Below are 22565 nucleotides of genomic sequence, written 5' to 3' on the forward strand. Positions count from 1 at the left end.
CGGCTCAGACCTCAGCCGGCGATGCGCTCGCGCAGACGGTCCAGCTCGGCCGGCGCCAGGCCCCCGTCGAGGAGATAGGACGCGGATCCGCCGCGCTCATCGATCCAAGCGAGTGCCGTCTCCATCGCGGACGGCGGGGTCGCGGTGACCAGATCGGTGATCGCGGGAACCAGCGGAACCCCCCAGGTCCGGGCGCGCGCGAGCATCCGCTCGGCCCATTCGCCGGCGAGATTGCGCTCGCTGGCGGCGTAGTCGGCGACGATCGCGGCGCGCTCCGCTCCGGCGGCGTCGAGCAGCAGCGCGGTCGCCACGCCGGTGCGGTCCTTGCCCGCCGTGCAGTGCACGAGCACTCCTGGACGGTCCGGATCCTCAGGGGAGACGAGCATGCGCGCCACCTCCGCGAAGGCGGTCGCCGCGGTCTCCAGCATCGCCGTGTACAGGACAGGGAGCGTCGGGATCCGCGCGAGCATCGCCCGCATCGTCTCCTCGTCGGGCGCACCCGTGCCGCCGGCGGCGCTCGACGGTCCGGCCGCCGGAGCGCCGGTCATCGCACCCTCGAGGAGGGAGAGCTCGCGCACCCGGAACGAGTGCTGCGAGGGCAGGCGGTTGGGGGCCTCTGCCCTCTCGCTCTCCGTGCGGAAGTCGACGATCGTGCCGATCGGGCTGGCGGCGAGCGCGTCCAGCCCGGCGTCCGTCGTGGTGCCGAGCGCGTCAGAGCGGTAGAGCACGCCGTGCCGCGTGAACCCGCCGCCGGTGAGCGGCATCCCTCCCGTGTCTCGCGAGTTGTACGTGCCGTCGATGAGGGTGGTCATACGATCTCCTGTCGGTTGGCCGGCACTGCGGCGGCCTGGATGCGGACGAGTTCGGTGCGCGTGCGCTCATACGCGTCGCGGCGCAGCACACCGCGCAGCCCTGGCAGGGTCAGCAGCGATGCGAGCACGACCGCCGTCCCCACGAGATAGAGAGCAGCGTAGTTCTTGTCGCCTCCCGAGATCGGATCCGCGCCTCCGATCAGCACGATGAGAGGGGCCAGGGCGGGGGCGATGGACTGGGGCAGCGTCTTGGCGACGTTGAAGATGCCGAGGTACTTGCCCTCCTCGCCGAGCGGCAGCGTGCGCATCGCCAGGGCGAGGTCGACCGCGTAGTACGCGCCGAGCGCGAGTCCGGCGAGCAGGGAGCTGATCCAGAACACCGCGGTGCTGTCGGTGAACGCCTTGAGCAGCAGAGATACGGCCATGAGCGCGACCGAGGCGACCACGAACGGGGTGTAGTTGCCGCGCCGGGACGCGAAGTAGCCGCACGCGAAGGCCGCGATGAAGTTGAGTGCAGCGCCGGCCAGCGTGGCGACCGAGGTGAGCGATGCGGCCGAGGTCTGCTCCAGGTTCAAACGCACCATCAGATAGAACAGTCCGAACGTGGATACGACGGAGTATCCGAACTGCATGGTGGCGCGCTGGATCCACACGAGGGTGAAGGCCCGCGTCCGGAACGGATTGAACACGAACGCGGCGAAGACCTGCCGGATCGAACGCTGCTCGCCTGCGGTGTGCGAGGCGGGGGGATCGGGAAGCCGGAGGCACACGATCACGATGATGATCACGGCGACCAGGGGCATCGCCAGGATGACGACGGGCAGGTGGGCTGCGAACAGGGTCGCCACCAGCATCGCCGGCACCAGGCCGAGGAATCCGAAGGCGCCGAAGATCCCCGAGGCCTTGGCGCGCTGCTCCTCCGGGATCTGATCGGCCAGCAGTGCCGACAGCGAGGCGAGGGTGGCGTTGTAGGCGACCTGGGAGAGCACCCATCCGAGGACCAGGACGGGCATGTTCGGGGCGACCGTGAGGATCGCCGCCGAGAGGAGTCCGCCGAGGGCGCCGGCCAGGAGCCAGGGGCGCCGTCGGCCGAAGCGGGAGCGGGTGCGGTCGGAGAGGTGGCCGAAGACCGGATTCGCCAGCAGCGCCGCCAGCGCGCCGAGCGCCGTGACGAGGCCCAGCGCTCCCTCCTTCTGCGCGGCGGGAACGATCTGCAGCACCTTCAGCGACAGGGAGACCACGAGCGGCGTCACAAGGGCGCCGAGCGTGACCAGTTCGATGAGGGCGAGCAGATAGACGCGGGACATCGGCACGCGCAGCGGTGCGGATGCGTCGGTGACGGGCGTGGTCATGGTGATCCTTCCTCGGAATCGTGCGGGTCCCTCATTGGACCAGCGCCTCACGTCCGGACCGTAAAGCCTTAGTGACGACTAGGTTAACTCGTTCGGGAGCGTAGCTCGCCGGATCCGAGAGGCGCAATCGCTTCTGAAAGACTCGCCTAGTAGCCACTAGGTTTGTGGTTCCTGACGTGGGGAGCGGTTCCCCGCGCGAGAGCTGAGGGAGCGGTCATGCACGCAGAGCCCACGACGATCGACGACCAGCGAGTGGACGATCTGCTGCGTCTGATGACCCTCGAGGAGAAGGTGGGGAGCCTGCTCGTCGCCCGCGTCGTGTGCGGGGCCGACGGAACGCTGTGGGAGGGCGCCGATGGTGAATCCCCGTTCGGCTTCCACCCGACGACCGAGCTGGTGCGCGATCGGCACGTGACCCACCTCACCCTGATGAACCCTGCACCGGTCGCCGACCTCGCCCGCTGGGGTTCCGCCGTCCGCGCGCTCGCCGCGGACACCCGCCTCGGCATCCCGGTGTCGGTCGCGGCCGACCCCGTGCACGGTCGCGTCCGCAACGCGCAGGTCGCGATGAGTGGCGGCGGCTTCACGGTGCTGCCGGAGCCGATCGGCCTCGCCGCCACCCGCGATCCGGAGCTCGTGCGCGAGATCGCCGGGATGATCGGATCCGAGCTGCGCGCCGCGGGGCTGCACATCGCCCTGCATCCCATGGCCGATCTCGCCACGGAGCCGCGCTGGGCGCGCGTCGCCGGCACGTTCGGCGAGGATCCGCAGCTCGCCGGCGAGCTCGTCGCGGCCTACGTCGTGGGGCTTCAGGATTCCGGCGTCGCCGCCACCGTCAAGCACTTCCCCGGGGGCGGACCGCAGCGCGGCGGCGAGGACGCGCACTTCGAGCGAGGGGCGCACACGGTGTATCCCGGAGGACGGTTCGAAGACCACCTCGCCCCCTTCGCCGCCGCGGTGCACGCCGGCGTCGTCCGCGTGATGCCGGGCTATGCCGCGCCGCTCGGACTCGACTACGCGGAGGTCGGCTTCGCCTTCGAACGACGGATCATCACGGGGCTCCTGCGCGAGCGCCTCGGCTTCGACGGGGTCGTCGTGACCGACTTCAACATCGTGCACGGCATGCGCCTGCCCCGGCTCGGCCTGGAGCTGCCGGTGCGCGCCTGGGGCATGCTCGACGCGGATCCGGTCGAGCGCGTCGCACGGCTCTTCGACGCCGGCGTGGACCAGTTGGGCGGTGAGGACGATCCCGAGCCCGTGCTCGCCGCGATCGAGCGAGGGCTCGTGCCGGTCGAGAGGATCGACGAGTCGGTGCGACGTGTGCTGCGGGAGAAGGAGCGCCTCGGGCTGCTCTCGGACGCGGCGGACCGGGTCGCGGCCGTCGAAGATGTGGCCGAGCGCATCGCGGTACCCGCCCATCGCGCCCTCGCCCGGAGGGCTCAGAGCGCGTCCATCGTCGCGCTGCAGGGCGCGGCGATGGAGATCGCCCCGACGACCAGGGTGTACGTCGAGGGCATCGACGCGCGGGTGCTCGATGGTCGCGCCCTCGTGGTCGACGCCCCGGAGGAGGCCGATGTCGCGGTCCTGCGGATCGTGGCGCCGTACGAGGCGGCGGAGGGGCTTCTCGAGCAGGGCTTCCACGGCGGGAGCCTGGAGTTCCCCTCGGCGGAGATTGCGCGCATCGCGGCGATCGCGGCGACGGTGCCGACCGTCGTGGACGTCTTCCTCGAACGCGCGGCGGTGCTCACCCCGCTCGCCGCGCTGCCGATCGTGCTCCTGGGCACCTTCGGGGTCGACGACGACGTCCTCTGGGATGCGGTCTCCGGGCGCGCCGCCGTCACGGGGCGCCTGCCCTTCGACCTGCCGCGTTCGATGTCGGCCGTGATCGACTCCAGGGAGGACGTGCCGTTCGACACCGCCGACCCGTTGTTCCGGTGCGGTGCGGGTCTCGTATGGTCGTCAGTGTGACCCGTGCCACCACGCCCGAGACCGACAAGTCCGCCGAGACCGACAAGCGCATCGCCCGCGGGGAGACCCGCCGTGCCGCGATCCTCGCCGCCGCGACCCGCGAGTTCGGGCGCAAGGGGTACGAGTCGGCGCGCGTGGCGGACATCGCCCGCGCAGCAGGGGTGACCGATGCCGGCCTCCTGCACCACTTCGCGACCAAGACCGATCTCTTCATGGCCGTCGTGGAGCGCCGCGAGGAGGCCTACCAGTCGATCAGGGTGCCCGCGCCGTCGGTGCGCGCGCTCTTCGACGACTTCATCGCCGCGGTCGCCACCGCGGCGGAGGAACCGGATCTGCTGCGCTTCCGGGTCATGCTCACCGGCGCCTCCCGGATCGCGGGGCATCCGGTCGAGGGGCGCGCGCAGCGCACTCTCGAGACGGCTCTGGACACGCTCGTGCCGTTCGTGGCAGATCGGATCGCCGCCGGCGAGATCAGGGCGGATCAGGATCCTCAGCAGCTCGTCCTCGAGCTTCTGGCGCTGAACGAGGGGATCCGCGACCAGTGGTCGACGCTGCCGGACAGGATCGACTACGCCGCGACGTTCCGCACGGCGGCGGACGCACTCTATGACCGTGCGCGGACGCACCGCCCGGGCGGTGACGCGCCGCCGGCGGAGCCGACGGGGCCAGTGGAGTCGCAACTCTGAAGGACTCCTGCAACTCCGCAGGAGGATCCGGGCGGATCCGTCCTGCAGAGTTGCAGACGTCCTCGAAAACGGCGGGAGCCCGCGGACGGCCATGAGGCCGGGAGACCCCGCGGGCCGGGAGACGAGTGAAGCGCCACCCCGTGGATCTCGGGGCGGCGCTTCAATCTGGCGGTGACGGCGGGATTCGAACCCGCGGTTGCTTGCACAACACACGCTTTCCAAGCGTGCTCCTTCGGCCGCTCGGACACGTCACCAGGAATACAACCTGATCATCCTATCCGATGCGGCGGGATGGTCCTGACCCGGGCGGCGGATCGACCGCGTCCGACCGGGAGCGCGACGACGCGGGGACCTTCCGGGCAGGCGTCCGGCCCTCGTGCCAGGATTGAGGACGACCGCGAAGGAGGGGCAGCCGTGAGCGACGCAGAGCATCCGTCGAGGCGCCGCTGGGCGCTGCAGATGCAGCAGCCGCTGCCCTCGTCGACGGTGTTCGACCGGATCGCGTTCCTCGTGGGCACCGTCGCCGCGGTCTGGCTGGCGGCGATCATCTCGATCGAGGGCGTCCGCTCGCCGTGGGCGCTGCTGCTGTTCATCCCGGTGTGGGCGATCATGGCGTATCTCGTGCTGCCGCGCCTGCACCGGCTGCTGAGCGACCTCTACGTGCCCGACTACTTCTTCGGGCGCACGCGCACGGGCGACGGCCTGCTGGGGGATCCGGTCAATCTCGGGGTCGACGGCACGGCGGCGCAGCTCGACGACGTCATGACGCGGGCGGGCTGGCACCGGGCCGACGAGATCACCGCCGCCTCGACCTGGGGGATCATCGTCTCGACGCTCACCCGGCGCAGCTATGCGACGGCACCGGTGTCGCCGCTCATGCTGTTCGGCCGCCGGCACGACGTGGCTTACCAGCAGGAGGTCGCCGGCAACCCCAAGCAGCGCCACCACGTGCGCTTCTGGCACTGCCCTCCCGGCTGGCTGCTGCCCGGCGGCGCGAAGGCGGACTGGCTCGGCGCCGGCACGTACGACACCGACGTGGGCCTCAGCCTGTTCACGCTGCAGGTCACCCACCGGATCGACGAGAACACGGACGTCGAGCGCGACTTCGTGGTGCAGAGCGCGCGCGAGGCCGATCCCGCGGTGCGCGTGCGGGACCTCCGCGACTTCACCACCGGCTACCACTCCCGCAATGGAGGGGGCGACCGGTTCATCACCGACGGGCACCTGCCGATCATCGACGTGACCGGAGTGCGCACCGCCCCGCACGAGGAGACGGAGGGATCCGACGACGAGTTCGGTGCGGATCCCGCCGCGGACCGTCCGGGAGAAGGGCACGGCGAATCGCTGCGTGCCACGGCCGAGCGGTCGATGCGGCGCGCGCCGCTGTCGACCTTCTTCGCCGCATGCGTGGCCGTCCTCGGCGCCCTGAGCGACATCCTCGGCCTGACCCTCGGCGCCGCCGCCGATCCCGGCGTGCAATCGGTCTTCGTGTCCGCGCCGCCCGAGGTGGTGGCGGTGATGCTCGGGGTGCTCGGCTTCGGGGTGCTCATCGCGGTCGCACAGCTCGTCGTGGTCTGGTTCGTGCTGCGCCGCGGACGACGGTCCAGGGCGATCCTGATGGTGCTGCTCACGATCGGCGTGCTCTCGACCGCGATCGACTACCTCGACGGCACGGCGACGCTCGGACTCAACGGGACGCTGCTGTCCGCCTCGCTGCAGTGCCTGGCGCTGCTCGCCCTGTCGAGCGAGTCGGCGGGCGCTTGGGCGCGGCGGAGGTCGCAGCCGGCGCGCGACTAGGATCGCTGGGTGCCCACCCCGAAGATCGTGCTGTTCTACGCCTTCGCGCCCCTGCCGGATCCGGAGGCGATCCGCCTCTGGCAGCGGGACCTCGGCGAGGCGCTGCACCTGCGGGGACGGATCCTGATCTCGCCGCACGGCATCAACGGAACCCTCGGCGGAGACCTGCCGGCCGTGAAGAAGTGGCTGCGGTCGTTCCGCGCTTACGCGCCGTTCCGCGACGCGGACGTGAAATGGAGCGAGGGAACGGCGGTCGACGCCGACGGATACAGCGCCGATTTCCCCAAGCTCAGCGTGAAGGTGCGCGACGAGATCGTCTCGTTCGGTGCCCCGGGGGAGCTGCAGGTCGACGAGCGCGGGGTGGTCGGCGGCGGCGCCCGGCTGAGCCCCGACGCGCTGCACGAGCTCGTCGCCGAACGCGGGGACGACATCGTGTTCTTCGACGGGCGCAACGCCCTGGAAGCCGGCATCGGCCGGTTCCGTGGAGCGATCGTGCCGGACGTCGAGACGACGCGCGACTTCGTCGGACTGCTCGACTCCGGCGCGTACGACGACCTCAAGGGCAGGCCCGTGGTCACCTACTGCACCGGCGGGATCCGCTGCGAGGTGCTGTCGAGTCTCATGGCGGCGCGCGGGTTCGGCGAGGTCTACCAGCTCGAGGGCGGGATCGTCCGCTACGGCGAGCGGTTCGGCGACGACGGGCTGTGGGATGGATCCCTGTACGTGTTCGACGGGCGCGGATCCGTCGACTTCTCCGATCACGCGGCTGTCGTCGGCGTGTGCGCGGGCTGCGGCGCAGCCACGAACCGCACCGCGAACTGCCCCGATCCTTCGTGCCGGCATCAGGCGGTGGTCTGCGCGACGTGCGTGGCGGTGCCGTGCGCGGAACACGCGACCGCGGTCTGAGGCGCGGGCGCGCAGTGACGTTCCGGGGCGTCCGCCTGCGGTGAACAGTACGGAACATCACTCTCAGGTATGACGACGGGCGTTCCCGCGCGCCGTAGCGTGGATGGCATGGACCTGCTGAACGCCTGGCTGCTGCATGCTGCGGGGCAGCTCTGGCTGTTCCCCGTGCTGCTGGTGTTCTTCTTCATCGACGGCTTCGCGACCATCCTGCCCAGCGAGACGGCGCTCGTCGCGCTGGCCGCGCTGTCGCTGCACAACGGCCAACCGAACCTCGTCGTGCTCGGGCTTGTCGCCCTGGTCGGCGCGGTCGCGGGGGACAACATGGCGTACCTGCTCGGTCGCACGATCGGCACCGAGCGCTGGGCGTGGATGCGCCGGCCGCGGGTGCACAAGATGTTCGAATGGGCCCGCTACGAGCTCGACAAGCGCGGCGCAGCGCTGATCTTCACCGCGCGGTACATCCCGTGGGGCCGGGTCGCCGTGAATTACATGGCGGGCCAGACGGGCTTCCCGCATCGCAAGTTCTTCCTCTACGACCTCTTCGCGTGCATCACGTGGGTCGCCTACGCCCTGGGCATCGGACTGCTGGCCGGCCAGTGGGTGCACGAGAACCCGCTGCTCGGGGTCGGCATCGCCGTGGTGTTCGCCGTCATCCTCGGGTTCGGCATCGACCATGTGCTGCGCTGGTGGCATGGACGCCGCGGGGATGCGGAGCCGGCGCGACCAGGTTCTCCCGCCGTCGCGTCGACGGTTGCGGCGGGGCACGAACCGGCCTCCGCGGCAGGACTCCCGGCGAGCGGGTCGTCCGAAGGATCCTGAGCCGCCCCGGCGGCCGGGTGTCGGCTCAGCCCCAGAGCGTCGTGCGCGGTTCCGCGGCGTCGAGCACCCGCGGGGTGCGACGGGCGAGCGCGAGCAGCGCGAGGCCCTGTTCGCCCTGGAGCTCGATGAGCTCTGCCGCGCCGACGCTCTCGCGCCAGTGCCGGGCGAACGCTTCGGCGTCGGCGCGACGCCGGGCGAGCACGCGGGGGACCGCGAGGAACGCCGCCCCGCGCAGATCCTCGCGCCGCATCGCGGCGACCATGCCGACGAGCGAGGTCCCGCCGCCGACATCGTCGCGGTCGGTCCGCAGCAGGAAGCGCGGGGCGGACGGCGGGGCGAAGAGCTCCTGCACCGCATCCGCGACGAGGCGCTGATCGGGGCCGGAGAGCTCGATCCTCATCCGGTCGCCCTCGTCGCGGACGACGATCGCCGCCTCGTCCGTCGGGCGGATCCTTCCCGTCTCGGCCAGGGTGCGCGTGAGCGCCACCGCCGCACCCCTGATGGACGCCGCGGGGTCGCGCCGCCGGCGGCGCTCGCGCACGAGCGGTCCGACCGCGCCGCTCAGCGAAAGTGCCGCCCCGATCGCGACGGCGATGCCGACGCCCGCGGCCGGCGCGATCGGGACGGCGCTCGCGACGAGGGCGGTGATGCCCGCGCTCCCCGTCATGCCGAGCAGCACGGCCCACGGGAGTGCCGAGCGGACCGCACGCGTGGCGGGGACGAGCGTGGAGACCGAGGCCCTCTGCACCGTGAGCGCCTCGCGCTCCTCCGCCACGTAGGCTTCCCCGATCCGCCAGGCGGCGCGGGTCTCGGTGCGCGGAATCACCTCGGTGCGCACCAGATCGCCGAGCGCGCTCACGGACGCCTCGGGATCCTTGCCGAGCACGCGGTTCAGCGCCTCGCGCGCGCCGTGGGACAGTGCGTTGCCGAGACCGCGGACGATCTGCGCGTCGTCGTCCGCGCTGAGTCCGAGCAGGTGGCCGTGCCGCCGGGCGAGCCGGCGGTGCTCGGTGGCGTCGTCCAGGGCCACGTCGGCCGGGATCAGGCAGCTCACCGACCAGTTGTGCGCGACCTTCTCCGGTCAGGCCGGATCCAGCCTCAGGGTGCGGCCGCGCAGCTGCGGTGCGCCCGTCGAGGTGGTCACGGTGGTGAGGTCGATCAGGGTGTTCACGGCGGGACAGTCCCAGCCCTCGCCGAGCAGCCCGCGGGTGCCGACGAGGAGACGCACGGATCCCGCCGACATCAGGGCCGAGACCGCGGCGACGATGCGCCCTGCGCCGACACCGGGGGCGTCGAGGTCGCGCCACGGTCCGACGCCGTCCGGACGCACCTGGACGGCCGATCCCACGCGGGCGGTGAGTGCGACCGCGAGCTCTTCTGCGCGGGCAGCCGGCACGCGGATGCGGTCCGCGGTCAGCAGCACGGGGTTCAGGGCCGCAGTGAGCGGATCGTTCACGACGAAGTCGTAGGCGCGGAGCGCACCCGCCGCGGTCTCGCCGACGAGGCCGCGGCTGTTGCCGTGCTCCACGAAGTCGGTCACGATGACGGCTTTGACCTTCGCGCCGTCCGCTCCGCTCAGCTCGAGGCGGAGGATGTCCACCGCGGCGCGGTCCTTGGCCTCCGAGAAGGCGAGGGTGGTCTCCACCGGATCCCTGCCGCGGCGGAGTCCGCGATCGGTGAGCAGCAGGCCGAAGTCTGCGAGAGCCTTCTTGACGTAGCGCCACTGCTGCTTCGCGCGCGGATCCGGCAGCAGCCGGGTGAGCGCGAAGCGGGCCAGCACGGTGAGCAGGTCGTCGGTCGTGCAGCGCTCGAACAGCACGGGCGGCAGGATCGCGCACAGCGGATGCTGCGGGGCGAGGGCGCGCAGCACCACGCCGCAGGAGCGCGTGAGGGGGAGGTCGTCGGCGAGCGCACGCTCGAGCGCCGCGGGGGAGGGCGGCGGCACGACGACGGTCGCGTCGAGGGGCCCGGCGGCCGGGGCGCGCTCGGACACCAGGGGATCAGCGACCGGGAGTTCCGGCGGATCCGGATCCGCGGGCTGCAGACGCTCCTCGAGGTAGCGCATGCCATCGGGGGTGGACAGCACCTGAGCGAGCAGGGCGTCCAGGTGCTCGCCGTGCCGGCGGATGAAGGCGGCCTCGGCCGGCACCGGCTCGGTGAACCACACGTGGTCGCGGTAGGGCGCGAGATGGCCCTCCTTCACCACGGCCGGGGTCGGCACCTCGAAGTCGACCTCGCCGAGCAGCTGCGTGTAGTTGTCGAACTCGGTGCCGTCCGCGACATCCGGCAGGGTGGCCGTGAGCCCGATCACGAGGCCGCGCCCGCCGCGCTCGCGGATCGCGCCGACGAGGTAGGCGACGACGAGCGCCCAGTGATCCAGCAGATGATGGCACTCGTCGAGGACGATGGTGTCGACGCCGGCGTCCACGATCCGCTCCAGGAGCGAGACCGCGTTCGGATGCAGCACGCGCGCGATCGCCTGTGGTCGCTCCCGCGTGAACCGGCGCCGGATCCGCTTCACCCGCCCGCGCAGGCCCGTGCGGTACTGCGCCGGGTTGTCGACCGCGAGCTCCGCGAGCCACGTCTCCGCCGCGGCCTGCGTGCGGCCGCTGTCGACGAGTTCGTCCGCCCACCTCGCGCGGGCGAGCGCCTCGAACGGAGACCCGTCGCCCGTGACACTGAGCGCCTGGTAGGTGAGCGCGGTGAGGTCGCCGATGCGCAGCGGATCCGTCGACACCGCCGCGGCATCGGGCGCGAGCGCGGACGCGGTGTGCGCCCACTGCTCGCGGATGGTCGTGTTCGGGGCGAGCACGAGCGTGCGTCCGCCCTCGCGAGCGGCGAGCAGCAGCCCGAGCAGCGTCTTGCCGGAGCCGGGCGGCGCGACGATGTGCAGCTCGGATTGGGATCCGGAGGCCAACTGCGCCAGCACCTGCGCCTGGTACGTACGCAGGGTGCCGGTGAAGCGCCAGTCGCCGAGGGGCGCATCCCTGAGGGGCGCGGTCGACTCCGCCATGCGTCCCCCTCCGTGCCGGCGTCGTCCCCGCCGTGCGGCGCCGCCGGATCGGCACCGGATTCCGAGCGTAGCCGCCGCGGGGCGGTGCCAGGCGCCGGACGATCCCGGCGTCGAACCCGCGCGTTCCCGGCGGCGCGTCCTGGGATCAGGATGTCGAGGTCGCGAGCAACCGGGAGCCGAGCAGCGAGCGCGGGGTCAGCGCCGCGGCGATCCTGTCGCGACGGGAGACGTGCGCGCGCAGTCGCGCCCGGATGGCGTCGAGCGGCGGGCGCAGATCGGAGCCCTCCGGCGGGGAGCCCGATGCCAGCCGCGCATAGCTGGCGTGCTCGATCGCGCGCACGAGCGCGTCCATGGCAGCGGGATCCACCTCGCGCTCCCGCACCAGGCGCGCGCCGCGTGCGCGCGGCGACTCCGCGGACGAGGCCGGCAGGCCCAGATCCTGCAGCGTCGCGCGCAGTTCGGTCCACGCAGCCACGGCATCCCCATGGCCCGCGGCGGCGCGGCGGCGCATCGTCTGCAGACGCCGGATCAGGGCGGGGATCAGCAGCACCGCGAGCACGCCCAGGATCGTCCAGACCACCGGCATCGCCTGCAACGCGGTCGGCGTCGACGCGCCGGCAGCACCCGCATTCGGAACATCGAGGTTCTTCGGATCCTTGGCGGCGCCGGTCGACGTGGGAGCGGGCGTCGCGCCGGCGGAGGGCGCCGTGCTGCCGCCGGCGCCGGAGCTGTCCTCGGTGAACGCGGTCGGGACGCCGCGCGTCGCGGTCGGCTCGAACGGCACCCAGCCGATGCCGGCGAAGTACACCTCGGGCCAGGAGTGCAGCTGGTCCGTGGAGACCTCGTACACGACCTTGCCGTCGTCGGAGCGGCGGTCGGTGGCCGTGCCGGGCAGGTAGCCGACGACGATCCGCGTCGGCATGCCCAGCGAACGCGCCATGAGGGCGAACGCCCCGGCGAAGTGCACGCAGTACCCCTCGCGCACGGTGAGAAACCTCGCGACCGCGTCGACGTTGGTGCCGTCGAAGCCGTCGTCGACCGGCGTCTGCAGCGAATAGCGGAACCCGGCGCGGAACCAGGTCTGCAGTGCGATCAGCTTGTCGTAGTCGGTGGTGGCGCCGCCGACGACCTCGCGTGCGCTGTCGGTGATGATCGCGGGCATCTCGGCAGGCAGGGCGCGCAGGTCGGCGGGGACGTCGGCCCCGGACGAGGTGGATGCGCGGATCTGATCGAGCGTGGGCTGGAGCGCAGCCGTGTCGATCGAGTAGTTCTGGTCGGCCGCGTCGGCGTTCGCCGCGATCACGGTGCGGTTGTCGGCGGCGGCGTTCCAGCTGCCGTTCTCTCCGCGCACGGCCGTGGCCTGGTAGGGCACGGGCAGCCAGGACCCGGAGATCCCGGCCGTGCGGATCGTGGCCTTGGTCTTGTGCACCGCGACGCCCTCCGGAGCCGCGACGTCCCCGAATCCTTGCGACAGCGGCACCGTGCTGGGCCGGTCCGGCTGCCAGGTGGATCCGTCGAACCGGGTGAGGGTCGCGATGCGCAGGTATGGCGGAGTGCCGTCCTGGGTGATCAGCGTGAGCGCGGTCACGGGGGCGGGGCGGCGCAGATCCTGCCCCAGGTTGAGGGTCGCGCTCAGTGTGGTGCTGCCCCCGCCGACGTTGAGCCCCGAGGCGGACAAGGGCAGTAGCGGCGACACGATCAGCGCCGCGAGCACGGCGAGGAAGCCCAGGACGACGGCGGGCAGGCGTCGCGTGCGCAGCGGTGCATCGGGAGTCTCTCGGCGGACCGCTGCCGTCTCATCGTGCGCCGTCGCCCGGCGCTCGGATCCGGGTGGCGCGAACCGCACGTGCAGGAAGAACAGGATCGCGAGGGCGAGCCCGATGAACCACACCGGATTCGCGCCCTGGTGCACGACGACCCCCGGCGCCGCACCGAGCGCGGTGACCAGCACGGCGGCGATGAGCGGCGCGCGCAGCGTCACGAGCACGAGATCGAGCACGACGGCGATGAGGCCCGCTACGGTCGCGACGCTCACGGCGATCGCGGGGGAGGATGCGAGGGGGGCGACGCCGCCGCGGATCTCGTCGAGCGCGGCGGTGAAGAACGCGTCGATCGCGCGCCACACTTCGGGCGTCGGCAGCAACCACCCGCGACCGGCCTGCTGCGCCGTGAACACCGTGAGGGCGATGGCGCCCGCGCCGAGTTGCACGACGGGCACGGCCGGGATCGCGAGCCACACCGGAGTCCGGCGGGTGAGGAAGCGCACGAGGGCGCCCGCGGCGACCACCGTTCCCGTGGTCGCCATGGCGCCCGCGCCCCACGCGCCGGGCTGGACGACGGCACTGAGGGGCCACACTGCCACGACCAGCCCCAGCGCGGTCAGCAGTGCCGCCGCCACGGGCCCGCCGTCCATGCGGCGCTGCCGCGGGGGACCCCCGTACGCGCTGATGTCAGCGGACATGCGCCGCCTCCTGCGCACCGTGTGCGGAGCCGGCGTCCGCCGTCGCGGATCCGGGCTCGCCCGCGCCGGTGTCGGCCCAGGCGTCGGCCGGATCGTCGCCGAGGGCGGCCGCACGCCAGCCCTGCGTCTCGGCGGCGGACAGCGCGTCCGGCCCGGGGGCGGTGGTGATCAGGATCGGGGTTCCGGCCCCGCCGTGCGGGAGCGTGCCGGCGTCGGCCGCGTCGATCGCGCCCGTGATCACGACGAGCGGACCGACGGTGTGCCCCTCGCTCGCGGCCGGGAGCCCATGGTCGCGCTCGCCGGAGCGCGGCGCCGTGCCGGCGAGGCTCACCAGCAGGCCGTCGCGCTCGTCCTCCGCGCCGCGCAGCCGGCCGATCAGCACGCCGGTCGCGTCGACCACGTCGACCGCGAAGCCGTTGTCCACGAGATGCACGGCGATCGAGGCGCAGGCCATGACAGCGCGGTCGAAGGCCTCGAAATCCGTGTCCCCGCCCGCCGTGACCCAGCGTGCACCGGCGCGGTCGAGCACCACCAGGGCGTCGGGGCTCGACTCCTGCTCCTCCTGGCGCACCATCAGATCTCCGCGGTGCGCCGTCGCGCGCCAGTGGATGCGCCGCATCGAGTCCCCGGGGACGTACCGGCGGGGGGAGAGGTTGTCCGCGCCCTGACCGAGCCGGTGCGACGAGGTCTGCGCCGTGCCTCCGGCGCGCCCCGTGCGGTCGGTCAGCCGCGGAAGCGGCACGACCTGCGGCACGATCGTGATCGGCGTCACATCGCCGAGCTCATCGGTGCGGACGAACAGTCCGAACGGATCCGCGGTGCTGAGCCGCAGCGGGCCGAGCGAGGCGAGTCCCCGGCGCACCCCCGAGATCGGGTAGCTCATCGTCATGGTGGCCCCGCCGGGGATCCGCTCGACGTCATCGGGCGGGAAGGGGCCGGTGGCGGAGCCGTGCACGGCGGCGGGCAGCCCATCGCGCCAGCGCCCTGTCGGCTCCCTCATGACCGTGCGGAGATCCACGCGCACCCGCACCGAGGTGTCGTCGCCGACCGTGAGCAGGTCTGCGGCGACCGTCCGGCCGACCTGCGCGCGGCGGCGCGGGACGAACACGAACAGCGCTGCCAGGACCAGCAGCGCGAACAGCAGCGCGGCCACGTACAGCAGCACAGGCGTGGCGAGCACGTTGGCGCCGATCACGAGGAGTATCCCGGTCAGGAGCGCGCTCACGCCGCGCCCGGTCATCCTCCGGCCGGGCGGATCCGCTGCGCGGTGCGCGCGCTCTCGCCGGTTCACCGCGGAAGGCCCACCGGCACCGGGATCCGCCTCACGATGCCCTCGAGTGCGGCCTCGATCGGGCGGGCGCCGGCCCGGTGCAGCCCGCGAGCGGGGATCAGTCGGTGCGCGAACACGGCGGGGAGCAGCGAGATGAGGTCGTCCGGGACGACGTAGTCCCGCTCGTCGAGCGCGGCCTGCACCTTCGCCGCGCGCACGAGCTGCAGCGTCGCCCGGGGGCTCGCCCCGAGATGCAGGTTCGGATCGCTCCGGGTGGCCTGCGACAGCGCCACGGCGTACTCCTCGAGCGCCGGCGCGACGTGCACCGCCCGCGCCCAGGTGATGAGCGCGCGCACGTCGGTCGCGGTCAGCACGGGGCGGATGCCGTCGAGCGGGTTGGCCGTGTCGCGCTGGCGCAGCATGAGCGTCTCGGCCGCCGCATCCGGGTAGCCCATCGAGATCCGCATCATGAACCGGTCGCGCTGCGCCTCCGGCAGGGCGTAGGTGCCCTCCATCTCGAGGGGGTTCTGGGTGGCGACCACGAGGAACGGGTCCGGGAGGGGCCGGGAGTTCCCGTCCACCGTGACCTGGTGCTCCTCCATCGCCTCCAGCAGTGCGGACTGGGTCTTGGGTGAAGAGCGGTTGATCTCGTCGGCGATGACGATGTGCGCGAACACGGCGCCCGGCTTGAACTCGAACTCCTGCGCGACCGGGTTGTAGACGCTCACGCCGGTGACGTCGCCGGGCAGCAGATCCGGGGTGAACTGGATGCGGCGCACGGTCGCATCGATGCTCGCCGCGAGAGCGCGCGCGAGCATGGTCTTCCCGACGCCCGGCACGTCCTCCACGAGCAGGTGCCCCTCCGCGAGCAGGCAGATCAGCGCGCTGCGGACGGCATCGGCCTTGCCGTCGATCACCTCGGTGATGGAGGACAGGATCCCGGCGGTCTGGCGGGCGAAGCCGGCCGCATCGATCCCGGCGGCGTCGCGGGAGGTCGCGTCCAGGGCGGTGCTCGTGGTGACGTCGGCGGTGTTCGTGGCGTGCATGCGTCCCTCTCACCGGGCGCCGCGGTGCGCCCGCGTCTTGATCGTAACCCGGGGCGGGGACGGGGCGGGCGGGGATCCGGTCTCGGCCGCCCGCGAGCTCGGGTAGACTGGACGACGGCTCTCCGCGTGGCGGCACCCAGGCCAATTCCCCCAGGGCGGAAACGCAGCAAGGGTAACCAGGCTCTGCCGGGTGCGCGGAGGGTCTTTTCTTTTGCCCTGATCCGGTTCCGGTGCGCCTCAACGTGCGTATTGCCTGTGCCGCTGGCATGCGCGAAATCCGTCCTGCACAGCAGGCGGATCCGGGAAGTTCTGCACAGATCGGAAATGTTCCCTGATCTGGGCGTTCGAATGTCCGTGGCCCTGGGTTGAATAGGGGTATGACATCGACGACGCGCGAGGCTCTGGAACAGGTCGAGCACCTGCTCCAGCAGGTGTGCGCGTCGGCTGAGGTGGCGGCGCAGTTCGAGGGCGTCGCGGATCCCGAGACGATCCGCATCCTGCAGTCGCTCGGGCGCGTGCAGCGGCTGCTCGACGCGGGCATCACGGCCGCGGCCGCACATGCGAAGGAGCGGGAGGCCGGGGCCGCGTCATCGACGATCAGCGCTACCGCCGGGTGCGCCGACCTGACCGAGCTGCTGCGCCGTGCACTGCGGGCGGATGTGGGCACGGCCCGCAGGTACGTGCGCGCTGCGGACGCGGTCGGGTGCGACTTCCTGCTGTCTGCGGGAGAGCACGCGCCGGCGCGGTTCGAGGCGCTCGGGCAGGCCCTGCGTGACGGGGAGATCTCCGTGATCGGGTTGCTCGCCGCGATCGGTCCCGTCGAGCGGGCCCGCGCGCGGATCACCGACGATGAGCGTGAAGCTCTCGACGCTCTGCTCGCGAACACGGCCCGAGGACGGGACCTGCCCGACGAGCGCGGCAACCCCGGCCCCGCGCCGTCCACCGACGAACTCGCCGACTTCGCCCGCGCCCTGATGCTCCGGATCGACCCGGATGGCGCCGAGCCCGACGACCGGCGAGCAGAGCACAACCGGGGGTTCACGATCGGCCGCCTTCGCGACGGCGTGCGTCCGGTTCAGGGCGGGCTGCTGCCGGAGGTCGCCGGGGTGCTGGAGCGCCTGTTCGACGCGCTCAACAACCCCGCCGCCGCGGGCTCTCCCGACCTGAGCAGGCGCGCCGGAAGCGATTCGGATCCTGCTTCAGGATCCGGCACGTCGGTCGGATCCGATGATTCTGGTGGCGGACGCGGCGACGTGCGCTTCTGCGAACCCGACGACGACCCGCTCGATCCGGCCCTCGAAGCCGGCCCGCCCGCCCCGGTCGACACCCGCACCCGGGCGCAGCGCAACCACGACAACCTCGCCGCCATCCTGAACGTCGCCGCCGCCCATGCGGACATGCCCACGCTCGGCGGCGCGGCCCCGACACTGGTCGTCTCCGTGTCCGCGGCGGACTACGCCCGCGGCACCGGAAGAGCGTTCATCGAGGGCACGAACGACGACGTTCCCCTGTCGGTCGCGCACCACACCGCCTGCGCCGGCGGGATCCAGCGCGTGCTGTACGACGAACACGGCCAGATCGTCTCTCTCGGCACCTCGGCGCGGATCTTCAACGCCCTGCAACGCCGCGCGATCCTGCATCGCGACCGAGAGTGCGTGATCCCCGGCTGCCATGTGCCCGCGACCTGGTGCGAGATCCACCACGTCCGAGAGCATGCCGACGGCGGCCCGACCCACACCAGTAACGGCGTCGCCCTCTGCTGGAATCACCACCGCACCCTCGACACCTCGGGATGGCGGATCCGCATGAGCCACGGCGCCCCCGAGATCCGCGGACCACACTGGTGGGACCCGCACGACGCCTGGCACCGCCCACGCAACCGCGGCGGCAGCCCCAGCACCGTCCGCCGGACCCTCGCCGATGCCCTCGGCCCACCCGGGGTGACCCAGCCGCGGGCCGAACACCTCGGCTCACTGAGGTGAAGGAGGGGAGATCTCACCGCGTCCGAGTTGCCCGGTAGACAGAACCAGGTTCGAAGGATCGGCTGGCAGACGCGCTAGTGTCCGAGCATGGGACGCGACGAGCGCAGGCCCACCGTGTACTCCGCGGTGCCGAAGAACCTCACGGCCCCGTACGTGATCCCGCCGCTCGAACACGATCGGGACGGCCGCCCTCGTCCCGCCGGCGCTCCGGCGCCCGAAACGCCTCCGCAGCGACGGTCGTGGACGCCCCTCATCCTCATCGGCATCGCGGCGCTCATCCTGATCCCCGCCGCGCTCGGGCTCGTCGCAGGGCTGTCGGAGCAGTCCTCGTCCGAGGGGTCCGCGCCCGACGGCGTCCAGCCGGTCGTCGAGACAGGCGCGCCCGCGTCACCTGCCCCACCCGTCCCGGCGGCCGACCCGGGGTATCCCGCGCTGGATCCCGCACAGCTGGAGGCCCTTCTCCACGACCCGGCCGGTCATGAGGGGGAGCAGCACACGGCCTACGTCGAGATCCAGGTCGGCACCGAGACCATTCCGCAGAGCCTGCGCGACACCACGGGGCTCATCGGCTTCGTCGGCGTCGCCCAGCCGGAGGGCACGCTGCAGGACGCCGCGAATCCGGTCGCCCTGACGGCGGATCCGGGGGTGCTCGATGCTGCCGTAAGCGGCGACGTGCTGCGGATCGAGTTCGTGGTGCCCTCGGCGGCGGGTCGGACCACGGTGTACAACGGCTCAGGGATCCCCGAGCTGCGGGTCGTCACCACCGAGAAGGTCGCGACCCTGCCCTGAGTTTCGACGTCCGCACGCCTTCCCGCGGCACCCCGTGCGCACTACCCTGGACAGGGTGGCACCCAGACGTGCCGATCCGAAAGATCCCGTTCTCAGCCACCCGGAGGCTCCGCCGTGCCCGACACCCCCGCAGCGCTTCCCGATCTGCATCGCTCGGCCGCCGTGCTGTTCGATCTCGACGGCGTGCTGACGCCTACCGCCGAGGTGCACATGCACGCCTGGCAGGCGGTGTTCGACGAGGTGTTCCTGCTCTGGGGCATCGCTCCCGCGTACACCGACGAGGACTACTTCGCATACGTCGACGGCAAGAAGCGCTACGACGGCGTCGCGAGCCTGCTCCGCAGTCGCAACGTCGAGATCCCGTGGGGGTCCGTCGACGACGACCCGGAGGTCGACACCGTCTGCGGGATCGGCAACCGCAAGAACGTCGCCTTCTCGGAGGCGCTGCGCCGCGACGGCATCTCCCCGTATCCCGGATCCCTCGCCCTGCTTCAGGAGCTGCGCGCCGCGGAGGTGCCGATGGCGGTCGTGTCCAGCTCCAAGAACGCGGAGGAGGTGCTGGCCACGGCCGGTATCCGCGACTTCTTCACGGTGATCGTCGACGGCGTCGTCGCCGAGCGTGAGCACCTCGCGTCCAAGCCCGCGCCCGACGTGTTCCGCGTGGGCGCCGAGCGCATCGGCGTCGACCCGGCATCCGCGGTCGCCGTCGAGGACGCGACCAGCGGCGTCGCCTCGGCCGCCGCGGCCGGCTACGGCACGGTCGTCGGCGTCGACCGCGGAGCCGGATCCGATAGCCTCCTCGCCCATGGCGCGACCGTCGTCGTGGACGACCTCGACCGCTTCCTGTCCTGAACCGATCCCCTCACGGAGAGCACTGCATGATCGATCGCGACCTCTTCCCCGTCGACCCGTGGCGTCTGGTCGAGACGTCCTATCCGCACGTGAACCCTGGCGTCTCGGAGACGCTCATGGGTCTCGGCAACGGATATCTCGGCCTGCGCGGCAATCACATCGAGGGCCGCAACGCGCTCGAGCACGGCACCTTCATCAACGGGCTGCATGAGACCTGGAAGATCCGCCATGCCGAACAGGCGTTCGGCTTCGCCGAGGTCGGCCAGACGATCGTGAACGCCCCGGACGCCAAGGTCATGCGGGTGTACGTCGACGACGAGCCGCTGAGCTTCGACGAGGCGGACGTGCGCGAGTACCGCCGCGAGCTCGACTTCCGCACGGGCGTCCTCAGCCGAGAGGTGCTGTGGGAGACGCCCTCGGGAAAGCAGGTGCGCATCCGCGACGAGCGCATCGTGTCCTTCGTCGAGCGCCACCTCGCGGTGCTGCGCCTCGAGGTCACGGTCGAGAACTCCGACGCGCCCGTGACGATCTCATGCCAGCTGCTGAACCGGCAGGACGGCGAGGACGTGTACGGCGGCGTGCCGTCGATGGCGGCGGGATCCCCGGGGGAGAAGGCCGGCTTCGATCCGCGCAAGGCGGAGCGGATCGGCGACCGCGTGCTGCAGCCCGCCGAGTACTGGCAGGACGGCGGGCGTTCCGCCCTCGCCTATCGCGTCGCGGACTCCGGCATGACCCTCGCCGTGGTCGCCGACCACCTGGTCGAGACCGAGAACGAGTACACCGCACGGCAGCTCGTCGAGCCCGACATCGCGAAGAACGTGTTCCGGGTGCAGGCGAAGGCCGGCGTCCCCACGCGCGTGACGAAGCTCGTGAGCTACCACACGTCCCGCGGCGTGCCGGCGCGCGAGCTCATCGACCGCTGCCGGCGCACGCTCGACCGTGCCGCGGTGGAGGGCGTCGAGGCGCAGTTCGCCAAGCAGGCCGAGTGGCTGACCGCGTTCTGGGAGCGCAGCGATGTGCGCATCGCCGGACACGACGACCTGCAGCAGGCGACCCGCTGGTGCCTGTTCCAGATCGCGCAGGCCTCCGCGCGCGCCGACGGCGCCGGCGTCTCGGCCAAGGGCGTGAGCGGATCCGGCTACGGCGGGCACTACTTCTGGGACACCGAGGTGTACGTGCTGCCGTTCCTCACCTACACGTCGCCGCAGTTCGCGCGCAACGCGCTGCGCTGCCGCGTGCACATGCTGCCCGCCGCGCGCCGTCGCGCCGGCCAGCTGAACGAGGGCGGGGCGCTCTTCCCCTGGCGCACGATCAACGGCGAGGAGGCCAGCGCGTACTACGCCGCGGGCACCGCGCAGTACCACATCAACGCCGACGTCAGCTATGCGCTCGGGAAGTACGTGCGCGCGACGGGCGACGACGACTTCCTCTACCGTCAGGGCGTGGACATCGCCGTGGAGACGGCGCGGATGTGGGCGACGCTGGGCTTCTGGCGCTCCGCCGCGGGCGTGGACACGTTCCACATCCACGGTGTCACCGGCCCGGACGAGTACACCACCGTCGTCAACGACAACCTCTTCACGAACGTCATGGCCCGGTACAACCTGCGCTTCGCGGCGCGCGTGGTGCGGGAGATGGCCGCGGATGCGCCGGAGGCGTACGACGCGGCGGTGGAGCGGCTCGGCATCGAGCCCGCCGAGGTCGAGCGGTGGGAGCGCGCGGCCGACGCGATGCACATCCCGTTCAGCCCCGCGCTGGGGATCCACCCGCAGGATTCGCTGTTCCTCGAGCGTGAGGTGTGGGATCTGCCGGCCACCCCGCCCGAGCAGCGCCCCCTGCTGCTGCACTTCCACCCGCTCGTGATCTACCGCTTCCAGGTGCTGAAGCAGGCGGACGTGGTGCTCGCGCTGTTCCTGCAGGGCAACCACTTCAGCGAGGCCGAGAAACTCGCCGACTTCGAGTACTACGACCCGCTCACCACGGGCGACTCGACCCTGTCGGCGGTCGTGCAGTCGATCCTCGCCGCGGAGGTCGGGTACCAGGACCTCGCGCACGAGTACTTCGAGCACGCGATCTACGTCGACCTGGGCGACCTGCACCGCAACGCCTCGGACGGCGTGCACGTGGCGTCCGCGGGTGGCGTGTGGACGGCGCTCGTGTGCGGATTCGGCGGCATGCGCGACCACGACGGCGAGCTCAGCTTCGATCCCCGTCTGCCGACCGACTGGCCGGAGCTGTCGTATCCGCTGCAGTGGCACGGCTCCCAGCTGCAGATCACGCTGACCGCGGACCAGCTGCTGGTCGAGGTGCGCTCGGGCGATCCGGTCTCCTTCTCGGTGCGCGGAGCCGCGCACACGGCGTCGATCGACGCTCCGGCCGCCGTGCATCTCGCGGACCAGGGTCCTGTCCTGCGCGGGCGCCCGGAGTTCGGTTCGCAGGCGCGCCGCGAGGACGGCACGATCCTGTCGCCCACTGTTCCGACGACCTCGGCCATCCCGATCGTCGGCTACGTCGGAGAATCGGGGGAGTAGTCCCGACCGTGGCGCCGGTCCCCGAGACTCTCGAGGGGATCGGCGCCCGCCGCGGGCCGGTGCTTCGCGGCCCGCGGCCTATTCGCCGTGCCTGATCTCGCAGTCACTGCCCGGTGAGAGCACCGCCTCGTGCCCGTCGTCGTAGCGCACGACGAGGAGCTCGCCGCGCACCTCGAGGACCACGCCGGATCGCTCCGCGCCGCCCACCACCCGGCCGTGGATGCGGATCCGGTCGCCTGCTGCCACCTGCGTCATCATCCACCTCCTCCTTCAGGGTACGT

Annotated in this window: 17 protein-coding genes, 1 tRNA gene and 1 other RNA gene; 10 read left to right on the forward strand and 9 right to left on the reverse strand. The window is 72.0% G+C overall.

Going from position 1 to position 22565, the window contains the following annotated elements:
* Positions 1 to 11: 11 nt before the first annotated feature.
* Together RS86_RS16655 and RS86_RS16660 are read right to left on the reverse strand one after the other, a co-directional pair.
* Positions 12 to 812, reverse strand: a complete 801-nt coding sequence (locus RS86_RS16655) for a tyrosine-protein phosphatase (RefSeq protein WP_045273394.1) — start codon at positions 810 to 812, stop codon at positions 12 to 14.
* A complete protein-coding gene (locus RS86_RS16660; RefSeq protein WP_045273395.1) occupies positions 809 to 2164 on the reverse strand; it encodes an MFS transporter in 1356 nt (451 codons plus the stop codon). The genes RS86_RS16655 and RS86_RS16660 overlap by 4 nt, the downstream gene beginning before the upstream one ends.
* Before the next feature lie 216 nt (positions 2165 to 2380).
* On the opposite strand from RS86_RS16660, the gene RS86_RS16665 reads away from it, so the two are divergent.
* Entirely contained in the window at positions 2381 to 4132 is a 1752-nt protein-coding gene (locus RS86_RS16665) for a glycoside hydrolase family 3 protein (RefSeq protein ID WP_045273396.1), read from the forward strand.
* Entirely contained in the window at positions 4129 to 4818 is a 690-nt protein-coding gene (locus tag RS86_RS16670) for a TetR/AcrR family transcriptional regulator (RefSeq protein WP_200892828.1), read from the forward strand. Before RS86_RS16665 ends, RS86_RS16670 begins: the two co-directional genes overlap by 4 nt.
* A gap of 166 nt (positions 4819 to 4984) precedes the next feature.
* Here RS86_RS16670 and RS86_RS16675 read toward each other — a convergent pair.
* Positions 4985 to 5072: transfer RNA gene (locus tag RS86_RS16675), tRNA-Ser, on the reverse strand.
* 160 nt (positions 5073 to 5232) lie between these two features.
* Between RS86_RS16675 and RS86_RS16680 the strand changes: the two genes are divergently transcribed.
* The 3 genes from RS86_RS16680 to RS86_RS16690 all read left to right on the forward strand — a co-directional run bounded on the left by RS86_RS16680 (position 5233) and on the right by RS86_RS16690 (position 8340).
* A complete protein-coding gene (locus RS86_RS16680) occupies positions 5233 to 6615 on the forward strand; it encodes an LssY C-terminal domain-containing protein (RefSeq protein WP_052680343.1) in 1383 nt (460 codons plus the stop codon).
* A 9-nt stretch (positions 6616 to 6624) separates the two neighbouring features.
* Positions 6625 to 7521 (forward strand): rhodanese-related sulfurtransferase, encoded by an 897-nt coding sequence (locus tag RS86_RS16685; RefSeq protein ID WP_045273397.1) that lies wholly within the window; start codon positions 6625 to 6627, stop codon positions 7519 to 7521.
* A gap of 108 nt (positions 7522 to 7629) precedes the next feature.
* Positions 7630 to 8340 carry a DedA family protein gene (locus tag RS86_RS16690; protein WP_045273398.1) on the forward strand — a complete coding sequence of 237 codons (711 nt, stop codon included), beginning with the start codon at positions 7630 to 7632 and terminating at the stop codon, positions 8338 to 8340.
* A 25-nt stretch (positions 8341 to 8365) separates the two neighbouring features.
* Here the strand turns inward: RS86_RS16690 and RS86_RS16695 are convergent, their stop codons facing one another.
* The 5 genes from RS86_RS16695 to RS86_RS16715 all read right to left on the reverse strand — a co-directional run bounded on the left by RS86_RS16695 (position 8366) and on the right by RS86_RS16715 (position 16130).
* Positions 8366 to 9394, reverse strand: a complete 1029-nt coding sequence (locus RS86_RS16695; protein ID WP_045273399.1) for a hypothetical protein — start codon at positions 9392 to 9394, stop codon at positions 8366 to 8368.
* A gap of 27 nt (positions 9395 to 9421) precedes the next feature.
* Positions 9422 to 11353 carry a DEAD/DEAH box helicase family protein gene (locus RS86_RS16700; protein ID WP_052680344.1) on the reverse strand — a complete coding sequence of 644 codons (1932 nt, stop codon included), beginning with the start codon at positions 11351 to 11353 and terminating at the stop codon, positions 9422 to 9424.
* 145 nt (positions 11354 to 11498) lie between these two features.
* Complete coding sequence (locus tag RS86_RS16705; RefSeq protein ID WP_045273400.1) at positions 11499 to 13814, reverse strand: transglutaminaseTgpA domain-containing protein; 2316 nt, start codon at positions 13812 to 13814, stop codon at positions 11499 to 11501.
* Positions 13804 to 15039 (reverse strand): DUF58 domain-containing protein, encoded by a 1236-nt coding sequence (locus tag RS86_RS16710; protein WP_235281809.1) that lies wholly within the window; start codon positions 15037 to 15039, stop codon positions 13804 to 13806. The genes RS86_RS16705 and RS86_RS16710 overlap by 11 nt, the downstream gene beginning before the upstream one ends.
* Before the next feature lie 62 nt (positions 15040 to 15101).
* Positions 15102 to 16130, reverse strand: coding sequence for an AAA family ATPase (locus RS86_RS16715; protein ID WP_082076852.1), 1029 nt, complete (start codon positions 16128 to 16130; stop codon positions 15102 to 15104).
* A gap of 113 nt (positions 16131 to 16243) precedes the next feature.
* Between RS86_RS16715 and ffs the strand changes: the two genes are divergently transcribed.
* From ffs to RS86_RS16735, 5 genes are all read left to right on the forward strand, one after another.
* Positions 16244 to 16340, forward strand: an RNA gene (gene ffs, locus RS86_RS20205) — signal recognition particle sRNA small type.
* A gap of 167 nt (positions 16341 to 16507) precedes the next feature.
* Entirely contained in the window at positions 16508 to 18112 is a 1605-nt protein-coding gene (locus RS86_RS16720) for an HNH endonuclease signature motif containing protein (RefSeq protein WP_045273402.1), read from the forward strand.
* Between the two features lie 87 nt (positions 18113 to 18199).
* Entirely contained in the window at positions 18200 to 18901 is a 702-nt protein-coding gene (locus RS86_RS16725) for a hypothetical protein (protein ID WP_045273403.1), read from the forward strand.
* A 114-nt stretch (positions 18902 to 19015) separates the two neighbouring features.
* A complete protein-coding gene (locus tag RS86_RS16730; protein WP_045273404.1) occupies positions 19016 to 19753 on the forward strand; it encodes a beta-phosphoglucomutase family hydrolase in 738 nt (245 codons plus the stop codon).
* A 26-nt stretch (positions 19754 to 19779) separates the two neighbouring features.
* Entirely contained in the window at positions 19780 to 22284 is a 2505-nt protein-coding gene (locus RS86_RS16735; protein WP_045273405.1) for a glycoside hydrolase family 65 protein, read from the forward strand.
* Positions 22285 to 22362: 78 nt separating this feature from the next.
* Here the strand turns inward: RS86_RS16735 and RS86_RS16740 are convergent, their stop codons facing one another.
* Positions 22363 to 22542, reverse strand: a complete 180-nt coding sequence (locus RS86_RS16740; RefSeq protein WP_045273406.1) for a DUF1918 domain-containing protein — start codon at positions 22540 to 22542, stop codon at positions 22363 to 22365.
* Positions 22543 to 22565: the final 23 nt, after the last annotated feature.

Source organism: Microbacterium azadirachtae (assembly GCF_000956505.1).
GTDB lineage: Bacteria > Actinomycetota > Actinomycetes > Actinomycetales > Microbacteriaceae > Microbacterium > Microbacterium azadirachtae_A.

What these genes read in the sequence shown, in the direction of transcription:
- RS86_RS16655 (WP_045273394.1), bottom strand. Translation starts at nt 812, where the DNA reads ATGACCACCCTCATCGACGGCACGTACAACTCGCGAGACACGGGAGGG.
- RS86_RS16660 (WP_045273395.1), bottom strand. Translation starts at nt 2,164, where the DNA reads ATGACCACGCCCGTCACCGACGCATCCGCACCGCTGCGCGTGCCGATG.
- RS86_RS16665 (WP_045273396.1), top strand. Translation starts at nt 2,381, where the DNA reads ATGCACGCAGAGCCCACGACGATCGACGACCAGCGAGTGGACGATCTG.
- RS86_RS16690 (WP_045273398.1), top strand. Translation starts at nt 7,630, where the DNA reads ATGGACCTGCTGAACGCCTGGCTGCTGCATGCTGCGGGGCAGCTCTGG.
- RS86_RS16700 (WP_052680344.1), bottom strand. Translation starts at nt 11,353, where the DNA reads ATGGCGGAGTCGACCGCGCCCCTCAGGGATGCGCCCCTCGGCGACTGG.
- RS86_RS16705 (WP_045273400.1), bottom strand. Translation starts at nt 13,814, where the DNA reads ATGTCCGCTGACATCAGCGCGTACGGGGGTCCCCCGCGGCAGCGCCGC.
- RS86_RS16715 (WP_082076852.1), bottom strand. Translation starts at nt 16,130, where the DNA reads ATGCACGCCACGAACACCGCCGACGTCACCACGAGCACCGCCCTGGAC.
- RS86_RS16720 (WP_045273402.1), top strand. Translation starts at nt 16,508, where the DNA reads ATGACATCGACGACGCGCGAGGCTCTGGAACAGGTCGAGCACCTGCTC.
- RS86_RS16725 (WP_045273403.1), top strand. Translation starts at nt 18,200, where the DNA reads ATGGGACGCGACGAGCGCAGGCCCACCGTGTACTCCGCGGTGCCGAAG.
- RS86_RS16735 (WP_045273405.1), top strand. Translation starts at nt 19,780, where the DNA reads ATGATCGATCGCGACCTCTTCCCCGTCGACCCGTGGCGTCTGGTCGAG.
- RS86_RS16740 (WP_045273406.1), bottom strand. Translation starts at nt 22,542, where the DNA reads ATGATGACGCAGGTGGCAGCAGGCGACCGGATCCGCATCCACGGCCGG.